Origin of the sequence: Mycolicibacterium parafortuitum, from assembly GCF_010725485.1 — a bacterium.
Classification (GTDB): Bacteria; Actinomycetota; Actinomycetes; order Mycobacteriales; family Mycobacteriaceae; genus Mycobacterium.
The window spans coordinates 4,306,038-4,330,668 of record NZ_AP022598.1; the positions used below are offsets into that span (position 1 = coordinate 4,306,038).

Sequence of the window (24,631 nt, forward strand, 5' to 3'; positions counted from 1 at the left end):
GCCGCAGACTCGAGCCATGAAGCTGGTGACGATCGAAGACGTCAGGGCTGCGGCGGAGCGCATCCGCCCGCACGTGGTACGCACCCCGCTGGTGTCGGCGGGCTGGGGTGACCCCGAACGGCCGCTGTGGATCAAACCCGAGAGCCTGCAGCCGATCGGCGCGTTCAAGGTCCGTGGGGCGTTCAACGCGGTCGGGGCGGTGAAGGACCGCGCGACCGACGTGGTCGCGTATTCCAGCGGCAACCACGCGCAGGCGGTGGCGTACGCCGCGGCGGCGTTCGGGCTGCGAGCCCACATCGTGATGCCGAAGGAGACGCCGAACATCAAGATCCAGGCGACCCGAGACCTCGGCGCGCGGGTGGTGCTCTCGGAGGCGGGCCAACGGGAGACGGTGGCCGCGGAGGTCCTCGCCGAGACCGCCGGCGCGATGATCCCGCCGTTCGACCATCCTGACGTGATCGCCGGGCAGGGCACGATCGGTATCGAGATCGCCGAGGACCTGCCGTCGGTGCGCACGGTGCTGATCCCGGTCAGCGGCGGGGGGCTGGCCTCGGGTATCGGCACCGCGATCCGCGCGCTGTGCCCGCAGGCGACGATCTTCGGGGTGGAGCCCGAGTTGGCCGCCGATACCGCCGCGGGTCTGAGTGCGGGCCACCGCGTCGACTGGTCCATCGAGGACCGCAACCGCACCATCGCCGACGGTCTTCGCTCCCAGCCGTCGGAGCTGACGTTCGCTCACCTCCAGCGGGTGCTCGACGGGATGATCACCGTCTCGGAGGACGAGATACGTTCGGCGGTCCGCGAATTGGCATACCGGGGCCGGCTCGTCGCCGAGCCCAGCGGGGCGGTGGCGCTGGCCGGCTACCGGCGTGGCGGCACACCGCCGGGGGAGACCGTGGTGATTCTGTCCGGCGGCAACATCGAACCGCAGATGCTGCGCCGGATCCTGGCCGAACCGGCTCCCGGCTGATTTGACAGGTGTGCAATCCCGCCTGGCCGGCGGTAGGGTCACCCGGGGTTTTTGAAGGAGTTCTCGTGAACGCTGTGCTCGGGTTGTCGGTGACGCCCTCGGGCGTCGGTGTCGTCCTGGTCGAGGGCAGCGACGACGATCGGGTCACGCTCGACGGCGAACGCTTCGAGATCCGAAGGCGCGGTCAGGGCGACGCGTTGACGACGTCCGAGAAGGCCGCGGCCGCGGTGCTGCGCAGCGAGGCGATCGCCGCCGACCTGGGCCGGCGCGTGCACTCCATCGGGGTGACCTGGAGTGACGACGCGGACGCCGAAGCCGCGTTGCTCCTGGATTCGCTGAACGAATCCGGTTTCGGCAACGTCGTGCCGGTGCGGCTGTCGGAGGCCACCGACGCGCTGGCACGCCGCATCGCGCACGTGTTGGGCTATGCGACCACCGCGGTGTGCGTGATCGAGCCCGAGCAGCTCATCGCATTGGTGGTCTCCGCCGGTGAGGACGCCGACGATGCCGTGCAGACCGCGGTCAACCACAACGTGGTGACCGAGGAAGACCTCGTCGGCTGGCTCAGCGCCGTGTTCGCCCGCGCCGACTGGGAACCGGAGGCGCTGGTGCTCGTCGGCTCCGCCGAGGACCTCGACGATCTGCTGCCACTACTCGAAGACGCGCTCGGGGTGCCGGTGTTCTCGCCGGACCAGGCGCAGCTGGCGCTGGCCCGTGGCGCCGCCCTGGCCTGCGCGCAGCCGGGGGAGCTCACCGACTGCTCCGACAGCGCACCGGGTGCGGCGAAAGGCCCGGTGGCGCGACGTTGTGCGCAGTTCGGGCCGGCCGCGTTGCTGATCGCCGGTGTCGTCACCTTCGTCGTGTCGGCATCGGCGGCTCTTGCTTTGCAGCTGGCTCCCGAGCCAGCGGTAGCGCCCACCCGTCCGGTCGTCGAGGTTCCGGCCTCGGTGGCCCCGGCCCCGGTGTGGACACCCACGCCGGTGTCGCCGCCGGCGCCGATCCCCGCGGTCGAGACCGGGCCCGAGGAAGCGATCCCGGCCGAGGAGGTACCCACGGTGGAGGTGCCCCCTGTGGACGTGCCGCCGGTGGTCGTGCCCAGCGCGGAGGCTCCCGCTCTGGAGGAGGCGCCGCCCGAGCCGTTGCCGCCGGTCGACGCCGTCCCGGCACCCGCGATGGTGCCGCCCGTGCCCGAGGAGCGCCCCGGCATCCTGCAGCGGATCCGGGACCGGATCGGCAACCGTGGCGACGCGCCGGAGCAGGCCCCGCCGGCGCCCGCGCCGCCGCTGCCCTAGGCGCATAGGCTCGCTGGAGTGAGCGTGCGGATCGTGCTGCGCGCGGCGATCGTCGCGTGCGTGGTGGCGGCACTGGTGCTCGTCGAGGTGACGTCGAGCAGAGGTGTCGGGTGGCGCCTGATCACGTTCACCTATCAGGCGAACCTGCTCGCCGCGGCCTACTTCGGGTGGACGCTGGTGTCCCCGAGGGCCGACGCGCGTGTCGCCTGGCGCGGTGCCGTGGTGCTCTACCTCGTCCTGGCGGGCGTCGTGTGGAACCTGTTGCTGACAGAGCACAGCATGGGCTACACCCCGGCGAACTTCCTGCTGCACGTGGCGGTGCCGGTCCTCGCGCTGGCGGACTGGCTGCTCGTCGGTCGCGACGGCGCGGCACTGCGCTGGTGGCAGCCGCTTGTGTGGCTGACTTACCCGGCTGGATACCTGCTGTTGGCTCTGCTCGTGCTGAACGACCTGGGCCGGCGCGCCCCGTACTACTTCCCCGATCCCGGCAGCGTCGGCGCCGGAGTCGTCGCGCTGAACGTCGGCGCGCTGGCTGCCGGCGTCCTCGCGTCGGGTTACGTCCTGCTGGCGCTGCACCGCGGCGCCCGGGTCCTGCGGACTCACCCGGGATGAAACGTCGCGGGTCCGGGCACCGATAGTCAATAGGAGAATCCGCGGCTTTGCCGCGACGTGAAGCAGCAGCGTCGCAGGGGGCGGATCCGACAACCTAGGATGGCAGCATGCTGAGGCAGCGTCGGCAGCAAACCCGATCACCGCGCAGGATCTTCCCGCGCCTGGCGGCCGCGGCGGGCAGTGCGATGCTGCTGACCGGGCTGGCCGTCACCGGTCCGCTCACGACGGCCACGGCCGCGGTCGACACCACCGTCGCCGGGGTGTCACCCGAGCCCGGCCAGACCGTCGGGGTCGCACACCCGGTGACGGTCACGTTCGCCGAACCCGTGCGGGATCGGGCGTCGGCGCAGCAATCTATCGAGGTACGTCCCGCAGGCACGACCGAACCCGCGGACGGCTCGTTCAACTGGCTCGACGATCGCCGGCTGCAGTGGGAGCCGGCGGAGTTCTATCCCGCCCACACCCCGATCGCGGTGTCGGTCGGCGGGTTCTCGACCAGCTTCCAGACCGGGTCCTCGGTGGTCGGTGTCGCCGATCTGAGTTCGTACACGTTCACCGTCAGCATCGACGGGGAGGTCGCGCGGCAGATGCCCGCGTCGATGGGCAAACCCAAGTTCCCGACCCCGATCGGCCGCTTCACCGCACTGTCGAAGGAACGCAACGTCACGTTCGACTCCCGCACCATCGGCATCCCGCTGGACGACCCGGAGGGCTACCTGATCAAGGGGGAGTACGGCGTCCGGGTCACCTGGGGAGGTGTCTACGTCCACTCGGCGCCGTGGTCGGTCGGCTCGCAGGGCTATGCGAACGTCAGCCACGGCTGCATCAATCTCAGCCCCGACAACGCCGCGTGGTACTACGACACGGTCTCGGTGGGCGACCCGATCGTCGTGCAGGCCTGACCGGTCAGGCCTGCTGGGTCTGCCTGGTGCGGGCCCCGACGTAGTCGGCCAGGGTGCCGGCGGCATCGGCCGGGACGAATCCGGTCGCTTCGAGCTTCGACAGGTCCAGCACACTGTTCGCCGGGCGTGGAGCGACCGGCGCGGTCGCGGCCGCGAAGTAGGTGTCCGTGGATACCGGGTGGACGCGCTGGGGATCGTGGCCGGCCAGCGCGAACGTCTGCCGTGCGACGTCGGCCCACGAACCCACTGACCCCGACCCGGACACGTTGTAGGTGCCGTACGCGGCTTTGGTCTGCAGGAGATGGCGAATCGCACGGGCCAGCTCCGAGGTGAATGTCAGACGCCCATGCTGGTCGTCGACGACCGACGGGTCCACTCCGCGCTCGGCCAGCGACAGCATGGTCTGCACGAAATTGCGGCCGTCGCCGACCACCCATGACGTCCGCACGATGTAGTGCCGGGGCACCGTCGACACGATCTGGTCGCCCGCGGCCTTGGTCTGTCCGTAGACACCGAGCGGCACCATCGGATCGTCTTCGCGGTAGGGCCGCGCCGCGGTGCCGTCGAAGACGTAGTCGCTGGACACGTGCACCAGGGTGATGCCGTGAGCGGCGGCGATCCGCGCCAGTTCGGCGACGCCGGCGACGTTGACACTCCACGCCGCGGCCCGTCCCTCGGCGGTTTCGGCGGTGTCCACCGCGGTGTAGGCCGCCGCGTTGACGATGGTGTCGTAGTCGCGCCAGCGGCGCAGCGCCGGCAGGTCACCGCAAGCCAGGTCGAACTCGGCGCGGGTGGCGAACTCGACGTGCGCCGCGCCGGCGAACTCGGCGCGCAGGGCCCGGCCGAGTTGTCCGTCGGCGCCGAGGACCAGCGTCTTGGGCGCCGGGACCGGTTGCACCTCCGACAGCGGCGGCTGGGCGCGGTCCTTCTCCGACATCTCCGCGCGGTCCAGCGGGATCGGCCAGTCGATGCCGAGGGCGGCGTCGGCCGGATTCAGCGACGGATAGCTGGCATCCGGCGAATAGTGGTCGTTGACCAGGTACACATAGACCGTCTCGGGTTCCAGCGTCTGGAAGCCGTTGCCGACACCGCGCGGCACGAACACCGCGCGTGACGGATCGATCTCGGCGCTGAACACCGTGCCGAAAGTCGGGCCCGAGCGCAGGTCGACCCACGTGCCGAAGATCCGGCCCGAACCGACCGAGATGAACTTGTCCCAGGGTTCGGCATGGATCCCGCGGGTGGTCCCGGCGGCCTGATTGAACGAGATGTTGTTCTGCACCGGGCCGAAGTCCGGCAGCCCGGCGGCCACCATCTTCGCGCGCTGCCAGTTCTCCTTGAACCAACCGCGATTGTCGCCGTGCACGGGCAGTTCCCAGAGGGTGAGCCCGGGGATCGGCGTGTCGATCGCGCGCAGCGTCTTACCGTACTCCGTCAAAACTGTTCCGCCCCTGTGTTATTGGCCGATTCGGGCGTAGAACGCCTCGGTCGCTTCCTTGGCGGGCGCCCACCAGTCCTCGTGGGTGCGGTACCAGTCGATGGTCGCCGCGAGGCCCTGTTCGAAATCACGGTACCTGGGCTGCCAGCCCAGTTCGTCGCGCAGCTTGGTCGGGTCGATCGCGTAGCGCAGGTCATGTCCGACCCGGTCGGGGACCCGGTCATAGGCGTCGTGATCCTGGCCCATCAGCTTCAGGATCAACTCGACCACCGTCTTGTTGTCCTTCTCGCCGTTGGCGCCGATCAGGTAGGTCTCGCCGATGCGGCCCTTCTCCAGGATCAACAGCACTGCCGACGAGTGGTCGTCGGCGTGGATCCAGTCACGCACATTGCGGCCCTCACCGTAAAGGCGGGGGCGCATACCCCACAGGATGTTGGTGATCTGGCGCGGGATGAACTTCTCGACGTGTTGGTAGGGCCCGTAGTTGTTGGAGCAGTTCGAGATCGTCGCGGCGACCCCGAAGGACCGGGTCCAGGCCCGGACCAGAAGATCACTGCCGGCCTTGGTCGACGAGTACGGCGAGGACGGGTTGTACGGGCTGGCCTCGGTGAACCTCGCCGGGTCGTCCAGGTCGAGATCGCCGTACACCTCGTCGGTGGAGATGTGGTGCATCCTCTTGCCGTGCCTGCGGACAGCTTCCAACAACGTGAAGGTGCCGATCACGTTGGAGTGCAGGAACGGTTCCGGGCGGTCCAGCGAGTTGTCGTTGTGGGACTCCGCGGCATAGTGCACGACTGCGTCGGCGGCTCCCACCAGGTCGTCGACCAGCTCGGCGTCGGCTACGTCGCCGTGCACGAAATCGACCCGGTGCTCGGGCAGTCCGTTCAGCGAGGCGCGGTTACCCGCGTAGGTGAGTTTGTCCAGCACGGTGACGTGATGGTCGGTGTTCGCGATGACGTGGTGCACGAAATTGGATCCGATGAAACCGGCACCACCGGTGACGAGAAGTCGCGCCACTAAATACCCCTGTCGAGAAGATCGAGAAGGTACTTACCGTAGCCCGATTTCACCAATCCGGTGGCCAGGTCGCACAGCTCGTCGTCGCTGAGAAAGCCCTGCCGCCAGGCGATCTCCTCGGGCACCCCGATCTTCAAGCCGGTGCGCCGCTCCATCGTGCGCACGAAGTCGGCCGCATCGGTCATCTGGTCGAAGGTGCCGGTGTCCAGCCAGGCGGTCCCGCGCGGCAGCACCTGCACCCGCAATCGTCCCTGTTCCAGGTAGGCGCGGTTGACGTCGGTGATCTCGTACTCGCCACGGTCACTGGGCTTGAGGTGCCTGGCGATCTCGACGACGTCGTTGTCGTAGAAGTACAGCCCCGGAACCGCGTAATTGCTCTTGGGTCGTTTCGGCTTCTCCTCCAGCGACACCACCACGCCGGCCGAGTCGAACTCGACGACGCCGTAGGCCGACGGCTCGGCGACCCAGTACGCGAAGATGGTTCCGCCGTCGAGGTCGGAGAAGTCCCGCAACTGAGTGCCCAGCCCCGGCCCGTACAGCAGGTTGTCACCCAGGACGAGCGCGACCTTGTCGTCGCCGATGAAATCCTCACCGATGGTGAACGCCTGCGCGAGCCCGTCGGGTGACGGCTGCTGGGCGAAGGTGATGGAGACTCCGAAGCGCGAACCGTCACCGAGCAGACGCTCGAAACTGTGGGCGTCGTGCGGGGTGGTGATCACCAGGATGTCGCGGATGCCGGCCAGCATCAGCGTCGACAGCGGGTAGTACACCATCGGCTTGTCGTAGACCGGGATCAGCTGTTTGGACACCCCGTAGGTGATCGGATGCAGTCGCGAGCCGGACCCACCCGCGAGGATGATCCCTTTCACAGCGCCGTCGCACTTCCCATGTCAGGCCGCGTGCTTGGGTCCGGCGCGGTGCTTGCCGCCACCCTTGCGGTGCTTGCCGCTGCTGGAACCGGCGTCGCTGTCGGAGCCGGAACCGGAACTCGCCGTCGATCCCGAATCGTCGGACTTGTCGCCGTCGGCGGAGGATCCGGGCGAGCCCGACCCGGAAGGCCCGGCGGGTTCGGCTTCGACGTCCTCGCTCGCGGGAGTTTCTGTGGCGTCGTCGATTTCGAGATCGTCCTCGACCGCGGCCTCGGTGAGGGTTTCGTCCACGACCGTGTCCTCGGTGAGGGTTTCGTCCACGATCGTGTCGTCAGCGGCCGGGTCGGCTACGACGGCGTCGTCAGCGGGCGGGTCGGCTACGACGGCGTCGTCAGCGGCCGGGTCGTCAGCGACGGTGCCTTCCCCGTCGCCGGCGTCTTCCGATTCAGGGGCGGCGGTCGTGCCGGACTGCGCGGCGGCCGAGGAGACGTTCTCGATGGCGGCCGCGATCGAGGCGGGCAGCCCGACGAACAACTGGTAGATCGGGCCGCCGTTGTGGCCGTTCTCCTTCTTCGACAGCAAGCCGGGCAGCGCAGCGGCGGGGCCGTCGCCGTCGGGGTCGTAACCGTGCAGGAATGCGTTGATCACGTTGCGCGGCAATGCCGACAACGCCGAGAATGCCGTCGTCAGGTCACCGGCGGCCGCAGCGGACATCGCGTTGGTCAGGGCGTACGAGGCCATCTGGGTAGCGGCGGTACCGGGCGCGGAGCTGTCGTTGATCGCCGATCCGATGGCTCGACCGACGGCGAAAGCGTTCTCCAGAAGCGCGATGTCGAGTGAGATCGGTCCCGGGCCGGCCGACACGCTGGCGTCGTTGCTCAGCACTCCCAAGGCAATGCTGAGCAAGGCCTGCGGGATCACGCGGACGGTATTGCCGTTGCCGAGGATGTTCAGCGCGGTCGAGAAGATGCCCGCCATCTCGACATTGCTGGTTCCGAACAGGTTCACGGCGCCGCCGAACACGCCCTGGGCCGAGGTGGTGCCGTTACCGAACAGGTTCAGCGCCACCGTGCCGAGCAGGCCCGCGATCGTGACCTGGGCACCGCTGCCCCAGGGCGAGGCGCCCAGCGCAAGGTTGAGGCCGCCGACGATCTGCGTGCTTCCCGGTCCCAGCTGGATACCGACGTTGCCGAACCCCGAGGCGCCGACATTGTGGGCGCCGCTGCCCGAATAACCGAGGAGGAGGTTCCCGCCGCCGAGCGCCGAGGCGGTGCCCGAACCGATGTGGGCCAGGATGTTGAAACCACCGATGATGCTGGTGGACTGAGCATCTCCGTTCGAGATGCCCACGGCGAGGTTGGGTCCGCCGACCACCGTCGTGGCCCCTCGGCCCAGCTGCGACAGGAACGAGAACAGCGAGTACGACGCGATGGCACTGGCACCCTCGCCGAGAGCGGTGACCGCCGTGCCCAGGGTCCAGTTCGTGGTCGCGCTGGCGTTGGTGCCCAGTGCGACCGCCCCGCCGAGGAATCCCAGCCGGGCATCGGCGGTCGCGCCGTCGCCGATCGCGATCGCGAAACTCAGCGGGTTGCTGGTGCAGCCGTTACCGTTGCCGATCCCGAAGATGGAGAAGCAGGAGGCATCGGCGGTCGGAGCGCCGACCAGTGTCGAGGACGCGAGTGCTCCCGTGACGAACGTTGTGGCCAGCAGGCCGCCCTTAACCCGTACCGAATCCATCGACATCCTGTTCTCGCATCCCCACCGACGCCGCATGTTACGCGCCGTTTGCGCACCGGTCGGGGTTTCTGGCAAAAATTAACGGCGGCGTTCACCATACGTTGTGGGCGGTCCGGTTCCGGCCGCACGGGGTGTTGCGCGGACCGCTCGTCGCGGTCAAGATACGACGTGCCCGGATCCGCTCTTGACGGATCTCGTCACAGGAGGGGTGTTTGCCTTGAGGTCTATACAGTGGGTTCGGCGGGGGATGGCGGGGATCGCGGTGGTCGGGGGCGCGGCGGCGATCGGCTTGGCGGCCGTACCCGGTATCGCCGCGGCGGATCCGCTTTCCGAGGCGTTGGCGACGACGAGCTGCAATTACGCGCAAGTGACCGCGGCGATGAACGCCCAGACACCCGAGCTGGCCGCGCAGTTGTCGATGCGTCCGGACATGCAGGCGAACCTGCAGTCGTTCCTGGCGATGCCGGTCGAGCAACGGCGCGCCGAGATCGCCAAACAGCAAGCCGCCAATCCGCAACTTCAGCAGATGCTCACCGCGCTGCTCGGCCCCCAGGTGAGCCAGGTTGCCGGCTCCTGTATGAATTACTGACTCCGACGACTTCCGCACCGGCCCCGACGCGGCCGGTGCGTTTTCTGCTCTGATGTGGGTTCACCGTCCGGCGCGATGCCGGAGGGAAGTTTGCCGTGCGCGCAGCCGAAATGTGTCGTCCCTTTAATGCGGATTGCCCGCCACGCCGGACACCATTGCTGATTTGTCCCTACGTCGTCCAAAACCTACCCCACCGTAAATTAAACCGTTAGAGTCCCTGCCGTGCGAGGAGCGATGACTGAGTCCCATCATGTAAACGGCGCCTCGACGGGATTGCTCGATCGTTCTGACGTGTTCGAGGCACTTGCCGAGATCCGCCGGCCGGTCGCCGTCGTGGCGTCCCCGGACGGGCCACGGCCCGTCCTTCTCGACGGCTCCGGAGCGCTCACGCCGGAGCTGATGCGGCAAAGTCTGCTGGCGATCCTTCCCGCGCTCTTTCCGGAGTGGCTGGGCGACCGCAGTTTCACCGCGGCCCACGGCGTGCGGTTTCCGTACGTCATCGGGGAGATGGCGCGTGGCATCGCGACACCACGGATGACCATCGAAGGTGTGCGCGCGGGGGTGATGGCGTTCTACGGCAGCGCCGGACTCGACCTGAACACCATTGAAGCGGGCGTGCGCGAGATCCAGGACGCCGTCGGACCCGACAGCCTCGGGTGGGGCGCCAACCTGATCCACAACGTCCAGAGCGACGGTGTCGAGATGGCCACCGTCGACCTGCTCCACCGGCTCGGGGTGCGATACGTGTCGGCCTCGGCGTTTATGCAACTGACCCCCGCTGTCGTGCTCTATGCCGCGAAAGGCCTGCGCCGCGGCGCGGATGGGCGCGTCGTCCGTGCCGGGCACATCTTCGCCAAGGTTTCCCGCGACGAGGTTGCGCGCCAATTTCTTTCTCCGGCACCCGAACCGATGCTGCGTGCGCTGGTGGCCGCCGGCAGGCTCACCGCCGACGAAGCCGGTCTGGCCGCGAGCATCCCGATCGCCGAGGACATCACGGCCGAAGCCGACTCGGGCGGGCACACCGACAACCGGGCCTTGACGGTGTTGCTGCCGCGCCTGATCGAACTGCGCGACGAGATCGCCGCCGCCCACGGCTACCCGGTGCTACCGCGGGTGGGTGCTGCCGGCGGGCTCGGCACACCGTCGGCCGTGGCGGCCGCATTCGCCGCGGGAGCCGCGTATGTGCTGACCGGTTCGGTCAACCAGTCGGCCGTCGAGAGTGGGCTGTCGCCGGATGCGCGGGCACTACTCGCCGTGGCGCAGGCCACCGATGTGGCGATGGCGCCCGCGGCGGACATGTTCGAGATGGGTGTCACGGTGCAGGTCCTCAAGCGCGGCACCATGTTCGCCCAGCGCGCGCAGCGACTGGGCGAGTTCTACCGCAAATACCCCTCGTTGGAGGCGGCGCCCGCGGAGGAGGTCAAGAATCTGGAGAAGGCGGTCCTCGGCCTCGGTGTGGACGAGATCTGGGCGGAGACCGAGTCGTTCTTCGCGATGCGTGATCCGCAGCAGATCGAGCGCGCGCGAGTCGACGCCAAACATCGTATGGCGCTGGTGTTTCGCTGGTACCTGTTCAACGGTGCGCAGTGGGCCCGCGAGGGGAACGCCGCGCGCCGTGCGGATTACCAGATCTGGTGCGGCCCGGCGATGGGGGGCTTCAACGAATGGGTCCGGGGCAGTTTCCTCGAACCCGTCGAGTCGCGTACGGTCCGCCAGATCGCGATGAATCTGCTCGAGGGCGCGGCCGCCGTGACGCGCGCCGGGCAACTCCGTGCTGCCGGCGTGGCAATGCCGCCGTCGGCCTTCGATTTCCGTCCACGACCCCTCGGATGACTCCCGCCCACACGCAGATAGATAAAGGCGCAATGACCGAAGACAAGCAGCCCCCCGGCATCTCTGCCATCCCCGTCGCCGTGGTCGCGGCCACCGCGATCTATCCGGGAGAGCCCGGCCTGGAGGGTTTCTGGCGCACCATCACCGGTGGCCGGGACGCCATCAGTGAGGTGCCGCCGTCACACTGGCTGATCGAGGACTACTACGACCCTGATCCGAAGGTGCCGGACAGGACCTATTGCAAGCGTGGCGGGTTCATCGATCCGGTGCTGTTCGACCCGATCCGCTTCGGGCTACCTCCCAACGCGCTGTCCGCGACCGATTCGGCACAACTGCTCGCCCTGATCGCGGCCAGAAAGACCCTCGACGAGGCGATGCGCGCCGACGTCTTGACCGACCTCGACCGGGTGGACATCGTGCTCGGCGTCGCATCCACGACCGAACTCGTCGTGCAGATGGGTTCGCGCATGCAGCGCCCGATCTGGCGCAAGGCGTTGCTGGAGAACGGACTTGCCGAAGACGAAGCCGACGAGATCTGCCAGGACATCGCCGATCATTACCCGGCCTGGATCGAGAGCACGTTCCCCGGCCTGCTCGGCAACGTGGTCGCTGGGCGCGTCGCCAACCGGCTGGATCTGGGTGGCTGCAACTTCGTCGTCGACGCCGCGTGCGCGAGCTCGCTGTCGGCGTTGCAGAGCGCGTTGCACCGGCTGTATCTGCACGAGTCCGACCTGGTGTTGACCGGCGGTGTGGACGCGCTCAACGACGTGATGATGTACATGTGCTTCTCCAAGACGCCCGCGTTCTCCCAGTCGGGGGACTGCAGGCCGTTCTCGGACGCCGCGGACGGCACGATCATCGGCGAGGGTGTGGGCATGGTGGCCCTCAAGCGGCTCGCTGACGCCGAACGCGACGGCAACCAGATTCTCGCCGTGATCCGCGGGCTCGGTTCGTCGTCGGACGGACGCGCCTCGAGCGTGTACGCACCGCGCTCGGAAGGACAGGCGAAGGCGCTGCGCCGGGCATACGAGCATGCCGGCTACTCGCCGGACACCGTCGAACTCGTCGAGGCGCACGGCACCGCGACGAAGGCAGGTGACGTCGCCGAGTTCGCCGGTCTCAAGTCGGTGTTCACCGGGGAGTCGGCGCGGACCGCGCTGGGTTCGGTGAAGTCCCAGATCGGTCACACCAAGGCCGCTGCCGGCGCCGCCGGTCTGATCAAGGCCGTTCTCGCACTGCAGCATTCGACGCTTCCCGGCACGATCAAGGTGGATCGCCCGAACCCCGCGCTGGGGCTGGACGAGACCCCGTTCTACGTCAACGCGCAGACGCGACCGTGGGTCCGCACGGGGGAGCAGCCGCGGCGCGCCGCGGTCAGCTCGTTCGGGTTCGGCGGAAGCAACTTCCATGTCACGCTGGAGGAGTACCGCGGCGAGCACCGTGCCAAGCGGCTCCGGACGCTTCCGACCGAGCTGGTGGTGCTCAGCGCCGACAACGACGCAGACCTGCAGAAGCGGGCCGGCGACATCGTCGCCGCGGCGCGATCGGGGGAGTCGCTGGCCCGCATCGCCTTCGAGGCGGCCCAGGATTTCGACGCGTCCCGTCCCGCGCGCGCCGGACTCGTGGCGGCCGACACCGGGGCGCTGGAGACACTGGCGGAGAAGCTGCGCACGGCGCTGGCCGACGGTTCCGCCGCGACGCTGAAGGATCCGAACATCGCGGTGGGCTTCGGCTCCGCGCGCCCGGGAAAGACCGCATTCCTGTTCCCCGGTCAGGGCAGCCAGTACGTCGGAATGGGCGCGGACCTGGCCATGGAATTCCCCGACGCCATCTCCGTATGGGACGGCCTCGACGGTGATCTCGCGGATCTGCACCGGATCGTGTTCCCCGAGCCCGCCTTCGACACCGCGGCCGCGGACGCGCAGAAGACCGAACTCACCGCGATGCACAACGCCCAGCCGGCGATCGCGGCGGCCAGCCTTGCCCAGCTGGCCCTGCTCGATGTCCTCGGCGTCACCGCCGACGCAGCTGCCGGGCACAGCTTCGGTGAGGTCACCGCGCTTGCCGCGGCCGGCGTCATCCCGGTTGAGCGGCTGGTCGAGACCGCGCGTATGCGCGGTGTCCTGATGGCCGAGGCCGGCCAGGGCAAGGACGGCGCGATGCTGGCGATCGTCGCCGGCGCCGACGAGGTGAACGCGCTGCTGAAATCGCGTCCCGGATCGGTCGGCCCGCTGGTCATCGCCAACGACAACGCGCCGACGCAGGTCGTGGTGGCCGGGCACGCCGCCGACATCGAGTGGGCCGAGACCGCGGCGAAGGCCGCCGGTTACTCATCGCGGCGGCTTCCGGTCGCGTCGGCGTTCCACTCCGAGATCGTCGCGTCGAGTTCGGCACCGCTGGGCGAGTACCTCAACACGCTCAAGCTCGGCGACCCCGCGTTCCCGGTCTATGCGAACACGACCGCGCAACCGTACGGCCAGCAGGTGGCCAAGCAACTCGCCGACCAGGTCCGCCAGCCGGTGAAGTTCCGGGACATGATCGAGACGATGGCGCGCGACGGCGTCACGCGGTTCATCGAGGTCGGTCCCGGTCGCGTGCTGACCGGGCTTGTCGACCAGATCCTGGACACAACACCGCATCTCGCGGTCACTCTGGACGGCGCGAAGTCCGACGGCCTGCGTGGCTGGCACCGGGGCCTGGCGGCCCTGGCCGCCGACGGAGTGCAACTCGACCTCGTGTCGCTGTTCGACCACTTCGACGAGCCCGCCAAGCACGAGCCTGCGCCCAAGCACGCCGTCCTGGTCGGCGGAGCGAATCTCGGCAAGCCCTACCCGCCGGTGGACGGAGCGGTTCAGATCACCCCGAAGCGCACGCGTCCCAGCGTGACCAGTGCACCGTCCCAGTCCGACCCCGCTGGAGAAGGATCTCGAATGACCCCCGCAGTGCAGCGCATGGAAGCTCCTTCGGCGCACACCGTCGCCGCCGCGATGCCGGCCGCCCCGGCTCCGGCCGCGGTGACCCCGGCCCCAGCCGTGGCCGTGCACCAGACACTTGCTCCCGCACCGGAAGTGCATGTTCCCGCACCGAGCGTGTCCGCACCGCTGTCAACCGATGCCTGGAGCATCGTCGACCGGATCCAGAGGGAAACCGCCGAGCAGCACCAGCGCTACCTCGACGTGATGACCCAGAGCCATCAGGCGTTCCTGGACGTCGCCACCCAGATGATGTCCGGGATCGTCGGCGGGCCTGCCGCGGCTCCGCAGAACGGGTCGCGGGTTGCGCTCAAAGAGGTGGTGCCGGCACCTGCGCCGGCGCCGGTGACCAACGGTGTCGTTCCCGCCACCAACGGCGCTGCTCCGGTGGCCAACGGTGTCGTCCCGGCCACCAATGGTGTTGCGCCGGCCGGCAACGGCGCCGTGCCCGTGACCAACGGGGCGACCGCTCTTCTGACGCCCGAAGTCGCTGCGCCGGTGACGCCGGCACCCGCGCCGGTCATCCCCGCTGCGGCTGCTGCGCCGGTGGTGCCGACCGGTGATGTGGTGTTGGCGATCGTGTCGGAGAAGACGGGTTATCCGGCGGATATGTTGTCGCTGGAGATGGAGATGGAGGCCGAGCTCGGCATCGATTCCATCAAGCAGGTGGAGATTTTGGCTGCGTTGCAGGCGAAATATCCTGGTGCTCCGGATATTCCGGCGTCTGAGCTGGCGGGTCTGCGGACTCTTCAGGATGTCGTCGATACGGTGGCGGGTTTCGCCGGTAGTGCGCCGGCCGCTGCTGCTGTGCCGGTTGCGGTGGCTGCGCCGGCTGTGCCGACCGGTGATGTGGTGTTGGCGATCGTGTCGGAGAAGACGGGTTATCCGGCGGATATGTTGTCGCTGGAGATGGAGATGGAGGCCGAGCTCGGCATCGATTCCATCAAGCAGGTGGAGATTTTGGCTGCGTTGCAGGCGAAATATCCTGGTGCTCCGGATATTCCGGCGTCTGAGCTGGCGGGTCTGCGGACTCTTCAGGATGTCGTCGATACGGTGGCGGGTTTCGCCGGTAGTGCGCCGGCCGCTGCTGCTGTGCCGGTTGCGGTGGCTGCGCCGGCTGTGCCGACCGGTGATGTGGTGTTGGCGATCGTGTCGGAGAAGACGGGTTATCCGGCGGATATGTTGTCGCTGGAGATGGAGATGGAGGCCGAGCTCGGCATCGATTCCATCAAGCAGGTGGAGATTTTGGCTGCGTTGCAGGCGAAATATCCTGGTGCTCCTGATATTCCGGCTTCTGAGCTGGCGGGTCTGCGCACTCTTCAGGACGTCGTCGACACGGTGGCTGGTTTCGCCGGTAGTGCGCCGGCCGCTGTGGCTGCGCCGGTTGCGGTGGCTGCGCCGGTGGTGCCGACCGGTGATGTGGTGTTGGCGATCGTGTCGGAGAAGACGGGTTATCCGGCGGATATGTTGTCGCTGGAGATGGAGATGGAGGCCGAGCTCGGCATCGATTCCATCAAGCAGGTGGAGATTTTGGCTGCGTTGCAGGCGAAGTACCCTGGTGCTCCGGATATTCCGGCGTCTGAGCTGGCGGGTCTACGCACCCTCCAGGACGTCGTCGACACCGTCGGTGGCTTCGCCGGTGCAACCTCCGGCGAGACCACGTCGGCCGAACCGCACGGGCCGGCCGACGAGCCCGACACCGCCGGGGCGCCGTCGGGCGGTCTGTCGTGCACCGAAGCGCCCCTGCGGGAAGTGCCGCCCGGGGGTTTCGCGATGGCGGGTCTGCGTGACGGCGAGGTCTTCGTCACCCGCGAGGATCCGCAGTTCGCCGACGAACTCGAAAGCACGCTGGTCGAACACGGCATCAAGGCCAGGTCCGTCGACGAGGTTCCCGAGCAGGCGAGCGCGGTGATCAGCCTTGCCGCACTGGGCTCGGCGCCCACACCGCAGGACTGTGTCGACATGCATGTACGTGCGTTCCACGCCGCGCGCAGCGTCGCGCGCAGCGACGCGGAATCTCGCCTGTTCGTCACCGTGCAGTCGACCGGCGGCACGTTCGCCGGATCATCCACGCCGACCGGTGTGGCGAGCCTGGTGAAAACCGCCGCGTGGGAGTGGCCGAACGCGTCGGTGCGTGCCATCGACATCGAGGCACTCGACGCGCGGCGACTGGTCGCTGAGCTGCTCGAAGGCGGCAGCGGTATCGAGGTCGCGTTGCGGGCGGACGGCTCCCGTCTGGTCGCCGTCGACGATGTCGCGTCGTCGGTCGGCTCCGGAGAGACGATCGAGGTGCCCGAGGGCGGTGTCGTGCTGGTGACCGGCGGTGCCCGGGGCGTGACGGCCTCGTCCGCGCTGGCGCTGGCCAAGCAACACGGGCTGAGGCTGGCTCTTCTCGGTCGCACCCCGTTGCGGGAAGCCGCCGCCGACGAGCCGACCGGGACCACCGCCACCGAGATCGCCACCGCGCTCGCGGCGGCGGCGCGTGCGCGCGGCGAGCAATTGAGCCTGCCGCAGGCGCGCGCCCAGGCCGAGGCGCTGCTGGCAGAGCGGGAGGTTCGCCAGACGCTCACCACGGCGGAGCGGCAGGGCACCCCGGCGCGCTACTTCTCGGCCAGCATCACCGATCGGGCCGCGCTCGACGGTGTACTCGACGAGGTGCGCAGGAACCTGGGTCCGATCGTCGGAGTGGTGCACGGCGCCGGCGTACTGGCCGACAAACGCATCGAAGACCTCGACGACGAAGGTTTCGTCAAGGTGTTCAGCACGAAGCTGATCGGTGCCGAGGCTCTCCTGGACGCCACCGAATCCGATGATCTGCGGTTCATCTCACTGTTCTCGTCCATTGCGGCGCGGGCGGGAAACCCCGGTCAGGCGGCATACGCGGCGGCCAACGCGGCGCTCGAGTCCATCGCCGCCCGCGAGTCCGCGCGCCGCGGCGACGCATGTGTGGTGCGTGCATTTGGGTGGGGCCCGTGGGACGGCGGCATGGTCGACGAGACCCTGAAGAGCCGTTTCCTCGACTCCGGAGTGAACGTCATCCCGATCGACGAGGGGGCACGGTTCTTCGCCGACACCGCGCTGCGGCGGGCTCCGGCCACCGCGGTCGTGGTCGCCGCCCCGGCGCAGCCCCGGCTGCGTCCCGCCCACCTGGAGTGGGATGTGTCGACCGCGACCCTGCCGATGCTGGAGGACCACCAGGTCCGGGGACAGATCGTGGTGCCCGTGGTGATCGTGCTCGATGCGATGCTGCGCGCGGCGCGAGGACTGGTCGCCGACACCGGGCTGGTCGTCCGCGACTTCCAGGTGCTGTCCGGTGTGACGTTCGCAGCCGCCGAACACCAGGATCTGGCCATCGACTTCGAACCGTCCGGGGCCAGCTACACCGTTACGGTGCACGACTGTGAGGGCAGGGCCCGCTATCGTGCCGTGCTCGAGCCGGACACCGGTGCGCCAGCTCTGTCCGTACCTCGGATCGACGGCGGCAGTTGGCCGTTCGGCGTCGCCGACGCGTACGGCGGCCCGCTGTTCCACGGTCCCCGGTTCGGGGTCATCGAATCCCTCGACGGGTTCGGTGAGGCGGGCGGAGCCGCCCGCCTCAAGAGTCGCGCGGATCTGGGGTGGCCTCAGGACAACTGGGCCATCGACGCGGCCGCCGTCGACGGAGGGCTGCAACTCGGGATCCTGTGGGCCAACGCCCACGGCCGCCCGCTCGTGCTGCCCGTCCGCATCGCGCGGGTCGTGCTGCACCAGTCATTCGCCGACGCCGGGAACCTGCGGTGCAGGCTGGCGGCCCACCCGGTCAACGACAAGCGCGTCGACTTCGACATCACGCTCGAAACCGCGGACGGCGCACCGGTTGCGACGCTCGAGGGTGTGGAGTTTTATGTCGCAGGCACCGGGTCGTGAGCGGGTTCGACCCAGTCGCCATCGTCGGTCGCAGTTGCGTACTGCCCGGTGCGAGCACGCCTGAGGCGCTGTTCGACGCGACCCTGGCGGGCCGCTGTCTTCTCACACCGACCCCGCGTGACCATTGGCGCGGCGTGGACCCCGCGGCGCTGCTGGCCGGCGACGAGCCGGGGCTGCGGGTGTCCTCGGCGACCGGCGGCTACGTCGAGACGTCCTTCGACCTGGCTCACTTCGCTTCGCAGATCGACGATTTCGAGCGTCTCGACCCGCTCGTATGGTGGCTGGCGCACTGCGCGCAGCAGGCGCTCGGCGGACCTGTCGCGGCGCCTCGCACCGGGCTGATCATCGGCAACCTGTCCTATCCGAGCACGATGAACTCCGCGTTCGTCGAGAGCGTGTGGACCGGCGACGGTGACGTCGATCCGCGCAACAGGTTCTGCTCGGGGCTGCCGGTGCACCTGGTCGCCGGGGCGATGGGCATGGCGGGGCCGGCGTACGCCCTCGACGCGGCGTGCGCGTCATCGCTGTACGCGATCAAGCTGGCTTGCGACGCATTGCACGACGGCACCGCCGACGTGATGGTCGCCGGCGGGGTCAACGGCTCCGACGACCTGTTCCTGCACCTCGGTTTCACCGCGCTGCAGGCGCTGAGCGTGACGGGCCGGTCCCGGCCGTTCCACGCCGACGCCGACGGACTGGTGCCGTCGGCGGGCGCCGCACTCGTCGCGTTGAAACGCCTCGAGGACGCCGAACGCTGCGGCGACCGGATCCTCGGTGTCATCACGGGTGTCGGGCTGTCCAACGACGGCAGACAGAGTGGATTCCTCGCCCCCGCGGTCGCCGGTCAGACCAGGGCGATGCTCGCGGCCCTGGAGCAGGCCGGTGTCACACCCGGGGACATCGACTACCTCGACTGCCACGCCACGGGCACGCCGCTCGGCGACGCGACGGAGTTGCGCAGCATCGCCGCCGCTTACGGTGACGTGCCGCTGAAACTCGGTGCGCTCAAAGGCAACCTCGGCCACACCATCACGGTGTCCGGCGCGGCCAGCCTGGTGAACGTGCTCTCGGCGATGCAGGCCTCGGTGATCCCGCCTGCGCTGTGCGACAAGCCGATCGAGACACTGGCAGACAGCCCGTTCACGCTGCCGACCACCCCGACGCCCTGGGAGGGCGCGGTCAAGCGGGCCGCGGTCAGCAACTTCGGGTTCGGCGGGAACAACGCGCACCTGATCGTCGAGAGCTACTCCGGTCCAACAACCCGTCGCCGGTCGAACCGGCCCGCGCTCCCGCACGACGACATCGTGATCTGCGGGATGGGTGTGGTGACCGGCGACGCGTCCGACGCCGAGAGCTTCCGGCGCCGCGCGTTGGGCCCGCAGACCGAGGCATCGCCGTTGCAGACGGTGGAAGTCGGCCTGCGCGGCCTCGGATTTCCTCCCAAGGAGCTCCAGGGCAGCCTCACCCAGCAGACGGCGATGCTCGCCGCTGCGGCCGAGGCACTCGGAGGTGTCAGCACCGACCCGGAACGCACCGGCGTCATCGTCGGTATGGGCTGCGACGCGACGATCGCGCGGCAGCGGTTGCGCGTGCGCAACATGGCCGACGACGCGTGGTTGGCCGCGAACCGGGAATCGGCGCCCCAATTGACCGCCGACGGCGTGATCGGGACCATGCCGAACATCCCGGCCAACCGGATCCATGCCCAGCGTGACTTCCGGGGCTTCGGGTTCACGGTCTCGGGCGAGGAACTGTCCGGCCTCGACGCGATCCGTATCGCGGTCCGGGCGCTGCGCCACCGTGAACTCGACACCGTGGTCGCCGGCGCGGTCGACATGTGCTGTGAACCCGCACATGCGCGCGCCGCCGATGCGCTCAGCCCCGATCCGGGTACCGCCCACGGCGACGCCGCGGTGGCGTTCGTGCTCAAGCGCCGATCCGACGCCGAGGCAGCCGGTGAGGAGATCATCGCGATCGTCGACGTAGACGGTGGCAACGACGAGACCCGCACCGCGGAACCGAATTTCGCGACACAGCGGTTCGGCCGGACGCACGCCGCAGCCGCCGCCGCGGAGGTGGCCGCCCGCGCCGCCGCGGTGCGCACCCGCGTCCGCGTCGACCAGAACGGGGCACAACCCGCCCCCGGCGGCATACACAGCGCCGCACGCCTGAACTCGATCGGCGGCAGGACCGACGCGGTCACCGTGTCCGCGGCCGACGGACCTCCGGTCCCGCTGGCGGTCGGTGCGGTGCCGGTCTCCGAGCGCTATGCCGGCGAAAGCCGGGACGACCTGCTCAGCCGGATGCGTCGCGGGGAACCGGGAGGCAGCGGTCCGGTGCGCTGCGCGGTGGTCGGTGACAGCCAGGCCACTGTGGACAATCTGCGCGAGGCAGCCCTGCAGCGGCTGAGCCGCGGCGAGGTTCCGGTGCTTCCCGGTGTGTCGTTCGCCGACGCACCGGTGACGGGCGAGCTCGCGTTCACATTCACCGGGGCTGCGGCCGCCTACCCCGGTGCCGGCCGCGAACTGCTGCTGGCGTGGCCGGAACTCGGCGATGCACTCGCCGAACGCTTCTCGGGCGTCGGGGAACTCGCCCGCGCGCTGTACGGCGCTGGTATCACGACGTTGTCCCCGCGGACCCAGCTGACGGGCTGCGCTCTGGTGTGCCAGGCGCAGGCCGAGTTCTCCCGCAACGTGCTCGGACTCGAGCCCGCCGCGGCCATCGGGCTGTCGTCGGGGGAGACGAACTCACTACTGGCGTTCGGTATCTGGCAGGACCTGGAGCCGATGCTCGACGAGATCGAGGCGTCGGGGATGTACGGCGACGAGCTGACCGGCGCGTGCAAGGTGGCGGCGCAGGCATGGGGGCTCGACGATCCGTCCGCCCCGTGGGAGAACTGGCGGATCACCGCGCCGCGGGCCGCGGTGGAACGGGCACTGGAGTCCGAGCCGCTTGCGTACATGACGATCGTCCAGGCCCCCGACGACTGCGTGATCGGCGGGGACCCCGCCGCGTGCCGCAGGATCATCGACGCCATCGACGGCGCGCGGGCGATGCCGCTGGGCCTGGACATGGTGATCCACTGCGAGGCGGTCGGACCGTTCGCCGAGACGTGGCGCGCCATCCACACCCGCGAGACCCACCCGGCTCCCGACGTGCGGTTCTACACCAACGCCGTGAACCGGGCCTACACCCCGACCCGGGAAGCCGCCGCCGAAGCGATCACGCGACAAGCGTTGGAGCCCATCGATTTCCCGGCCACCGTGCTCCAGGCGTGGGAAGACGGTGTGCGGGTGTTCGTCGAACACGGCCCGCGGGCGATCCTGACCGGCGCGATCCCGAAGATCCTCGGGGACCGCCCGCACGTCGCGGTCGCGCTCGACCCGCAGGAACGGCGAGGCCTGCGCGCGCTCGGCGAAACGGTGTCCAAGCTGTGGGTGCACGGCCTGCCGGTGCAGGTCGACGCCTTCGATGAGCGCATGCGGACGCTTCGCGAGCAGAACGCCCCCGCGCCGGCGACCAACGCCCGCGCACTGACACTCGCCGCGCACTGGCCCGACATCGTCGATGTCGCCGAGGCCGGGCCGGCGCCGGAGACCGTGTCCGCCGTGACACCGGAACCACCCCAGGAGAGGAACCCGGAATTGGATTCCGCCCATCTGCAGCCCATGCCCGCGGCGCCCACCGGCCTGCAACCGCTCGTCTTCGCCGACGCGGGGGCCGCGTCATCACCGGAGGCGGCGCCCATCCGTGCCACGGTGATCACCGCGCCACCGGCCGCGCCCGCTGCCGCGGCACCCGCGCCCGCCGCGGCGGTCAGTGACCGCACGACGGCCGCGTTGAATCTCGTCGCGTCGGTCAGCGAGACCCACACCGCGTTCGTCGAGCGCCAGGCGCAGGCGCACGCGTCGTTCCTTCAGGCGCGCGGCGCGTTCCTGGCCGCCGTCACCGGCGGTGCGCTGCCCGCGGGCACCGCTCCGGTCGCGGTCGCGCAGGCTCCGGTTGCCTCGGCTCCGGTCGTTGCGCCTGCGGTGATCCCGGCACCGAAGCCACGTCACGCCGAGGTGGTCAGCGCTCCGACCACACTGCGGGCTGCCCCGCCACCGCCACCGCCACCGACACCGCCGCCCGCGGCCCGGCCCGCGCCACGGCCGGAACCGGTCGCCAGGGAACCACTGTGGAACCGCGCCCAGCTCGAAACGCTTGCCGGCGGCAACATCTCGGAGGTCCTCGGACCGATCTTCGCCGAACTGGACCAGTACGAGCGGCTGGTGCGGATGCCGGAACCGCCGCTGCTGCTGGCCGACCGCGTGATGAGCATCGACGGTGAGCCGGCCACGATGGGGACGGGCCGCATCGTCACCGAAACCGACGTCGACCCCGACGCGTGGTACATGCACAACGGCCGGATGTCGCCCGGGGTGGTCATCGAGTCCGGCCAGGCCGACCTGCTGCTCGCGTCCTGGCTGGGTGCGGACTTCAGTAACCGCAGCCAGCGCGTGTACCGCCTGCTCGGATGTGACCTGACGTTCATGGGCGGTCTACCGCAGGGCGGCGAGACGTTGCACTACGACATCCACATCGACGGGCACGCGAAAACCGGTGACACCCGGCTGTTCTTCTTCCATTACGACTGCTACATCGGCGACCGGCTGGCGATCTCGGTGCGCAACGGCCAGGCCGGGTTCTTCTCCGACGAGGAACTCGCCAACTCCGATGGCGTGCTGTGGGACGCCGCAGACGACGCCCCGCGGGAAGGTGCCCGTCGCGACGACCCGCCGCAGGTGACGCGGAAACGGTCCTTCGACCGCACCGACATCGAGGCGTTCACGAACGGGAACTCGTTCGCCTGCTTCGGTGCCGGCTTCGAGATGGCCGCCGCGCACTCCCGCACCCCGTCGCTGCCGAAGGGCAAGCTGCGGTTGTTCGACGAGGTCGCCGAGTTCGACCCGGACGGCGGGCCGTGGGGCAGAGGGTATCTGCGCGCGAGGGCCTCGGTACCCACGGACGCGTGGTTCTACGACGGCCATTTCAAGAACGACCCGTGCATGCCGGGCACCCTGATGGCCGATGCGGCAACCCAGGCGCTGTCGTTCGCGATGGCCGCCTACGGGTTCACCATCGACCGCGACGGGTGGCGGTTCGAACCGGTGCCCGACGAGATGGCGCGCTTCGTGTGCCGCGGCCAGGTCACCCCCGACGCCGACCACGTCCTCGACTACGAGGTGTTCGTCGAGGAGATCATCGACGGGCCGACTCCGACGATCTTCGCGTCGCTGCTGTGCAGTAGTGACGGGTTCAAGGTGTTCCATTGCCGCCGGTTCGGGATGCGTCTGGTCCCGGACTGGCCGATGCCCCCGGGTGCACCGGGTCCGGTCCGGATCCTGGAGGGCACCAAGGACGTCCGCGGTGACCAGGGGGCGCTACTGGCGTGCGGGCGCGGTATGCCCTCGGATGCGTTCGGCGCGCTCTATGCCCCGTTCGACGGTGCGCGCCGCGCGCCACGTCTGCCGGACGAGCCGTACCACTTCATGTCGCGCGTGCTCAGCGTCAGCAGTCCGCCCGGAGTTCCGACCAAGGACGGAGTCGTCGTCGCGGAGTACGACGTGCCCGCCGACGAGTGGTATTTCGAGGCCGGCCGCTCTGATGCCGTGCCGCTGTCTGTGCTGATCGAGATCCTGCTGCAGCCGTGCGGCTGGTTGTCGTCGTACAACGGCTTCGCGGCGAACCGTCCCGACGATGTGGTGTTCCGCAACCTCGACGGCGGAGACGTCGTGCTGCACCGGCCCGCGCGGGTCGGCACGCTGCGCGTCACCTCCCGATTGGAGCGCTTCGCCGAGGGCGGCGGCTCGACGATCGTGTTCTTCGAGGTCGTGTGTACCCAGGCCGACGACATCGTGATGACGATGAAGACGGCGTTCGGGTTCTTCAGCCCCGAGGCGCTCAAGAACCAGGTCGGCTTGCGCGTCGAACCCGGTGTGCTGGAAGCACTCTCGGAGCCGGCGCCGGTGGCGCTGTCTTACCGTGACGCTCAGCTCGACGGCGCACCGTGGCTGGCCCAGGATCGCCTTCAGGTGATCGACCGGGTGAACTTCTGGCCCGGCGGTGGTCAGGCCGGCCTGGGCAGGTGCGTCGCCGAATTCGACGTCCGTCCCGAGGCGTGGTTCTTCAAGGCCCACTTCTTCCAGGACCCGGTGCAGCCCGGATCGCTCGGGCTGGAGGCCATGCAGCAGGCGGCCCGCGCGGCGGTCCGGCTGTCCGGTCTCGCCGACGGCGCCACGGCGTTCGAACCGGTGGCCTCGGGACAGTCGTTCAGCTGGAAGTTCCGCGGACAGGTCATCCCGACCAACGGCCGCACCCGCTCGGAGATCGAAATCCAGTCGGTGACAAAGGAAGATGACTCGGTGCTGGTGGTGTTCAACGGCCGGTTCTGGGTGGACGACCTGTGCATCTACGAGACCATCGGGATGGGCGTGCGGGCGCGGTAAAGCCCG

Annotated in this window: 12 protein-coding genes; 8 read left to right on the forward strand and 4 right to left on the reverse strand. The window is 69.2% G+C overall.

Features of this window, described 5'->3' with window-relative positions; all coding sequences use genetic code 11:
• Positions 1-16 precede the first annotated feature (16 nt).
• The 4 genes from NTM_RS20495 (at position 17) to NTM_RS20510 (ending at position 3,776) form a co-directional block, all read left to right on the forward strand.
• The gene (locus NTM_RS20495) at positions 17-970 is read left to right on the forward strand and encodes a threonine ammonia-lyase (RefSeq protein WP_163767414.1); all 954 of its coding nucleotides are present in this window, start codon (positions 17-19) and stop codon (positions 968-970) included.
• Between the two features lie 65 nt (positions 971-1,035).
• Complete coding sequence (locus tag NTM_RS20500) at positions 1,036-2,262, forward strand: DUF7159 family protein (protein ID WP_163767416.1); 1,227 nt, start codon at positions 1,036-1,038, stop codon at positions 2,260-2,262.
• 18 nt (positions 2,263-2,280) lie between these two features.
• A complete protein-coding gene (locus tag NTM_RS20505) occupies positions 2,281-2,874 on the forward strand; it encodes a Pr6Pr family membrane protein (protein WP_163767418.1) in 594 nt (197 codons plus the stop codon).
• Between the two features lie 107 nt (positions 2,875-2,981).
• Complete coding sequence (locus NTM_RS20510; protein WP_163767420.1) at positions 2,982-3,776, forward strand: L,D-transpeptidase; 795 nt, start codon at positions 2,982-2,984, stop codon at positions 3,774-3,776.
• A gap of 4 nt (positions 3,777-3,780) precedes the next feature.
• Here NTM_RS20510 and rfbD read toward each other — a convergent pair whose 3' ends face one another.
• Genes rfbD through NTM_RS20530 form a run of 4 tightly spaced genes read right to left on the reverse strand, consistent with a single transcriptional unit; the run spans position 3,781 to position 8,837 of the window.
• A complete protein-coding gene (gene rfbD / locus NTM_RS20515) occupies positions 3,781-5,214 on the reverse strand; it encodes a dTDP-4-dehydrorhamnose reductase (protein WP_104861168.1) in 1,434 nt (477 codons plus the stop codon).
• A gap of 18 nt (positions 5,215-5,232) precedes the next feature.
• A complete protein-coding gene (gene rfbB / locus NTM_RS20520) occupies positions 5,233-6,231 on the reverse strand; it encodes a dTDP-glucose 4,6-dehydratase (protein WP_163767422.1) in 999 nt (332 codons plus the stop codon).
• On the reverse strand, positions 6,231-7,100 hold the full coding sequence (gene rfbA / locus NTM_RS20525; protein WP_104861166.1) for a glucose-1-phosphate thymidylyltransferase RfbA: 870 nt from the start codon (positions 7,098-7,100) through the stop codon (positions 6,231-6,233). The genes rfbB and rfbA overlap by 1 nt, the downstream gene beginning before the upstream one ends.
• A 21-nt stretch (positions 7,101-7,121) precedes the next feature.
• Positions 7,122-8,837, reverse strand: a complete 1,716-nt coding sequence (locus NTM_RS20530; protein ID WP_163767424.1) for a hypothetical protein — start codon at positions 8,835-8,837, stop codon at positions 7,122-7,124.
• A 217-nt stretch (positions 8,838-9,054) separates the two neighbouring features.
• Here NTM_RS20530 and NTM_RS20535 point away from each other — a divergent pair, with 217 nt between their 5' ends.
• The 4 genes from NTM_RS20535 (at position 9,055) to NTM_RS20550 (ending at position 24,625) form a co-directional block, all read left to right on the forward strand.
• Entirely contained in the window at positions 9,055-9,426 is a 372-nt protein-coding gene (locus NTM_RS20535; protein WP_163767426.1) for a hemophore-related protein, read from the forward strand.
• Between the two features lie 234 nt (positions 9,427-9,660).
• Positions 9,661-11,259 (forward strand): PfaD family polyunsaturated fatty acid/polyketide biosynthesis protein, encoded by a 1,599-nt coding sequence (locus tag NTM_RS20540; protein WP_163767428.1) that lies wholly within the window; start codon positions 9,661-9,663, stop codon positions 11,257-11,259.
• A 32-nt stretch (positions 11,260-11,291) separates the two neighbouring features.
• Entirely contained in the window at positions 11,292-18,137 is a 6,846-nt protein-coding gene (locus NTM_RS20545) for a type I polyketide synthase (RefSeq protein WP_163767430.1), read from the forward strand.
• Positions 18,134-24,625: a beta-ketoacyl synthase N-terminal-like domain-containing protein gene (locus NTM_RS20550; protein ID WP_163767432.1), complete on the forward strand. Its 6,492-nt coding sequence runs from the start codon at positions 18,134-18,136 to the stop codon at positions 24,623-24,625. Before NTM_RS20545 ends, NTM_RS20550 begins: the two co-directional genes overlap by 4 nt.
• The last annotated feature ends 6 nt before the right edge of the window (positions 24,626-24,631 follow it).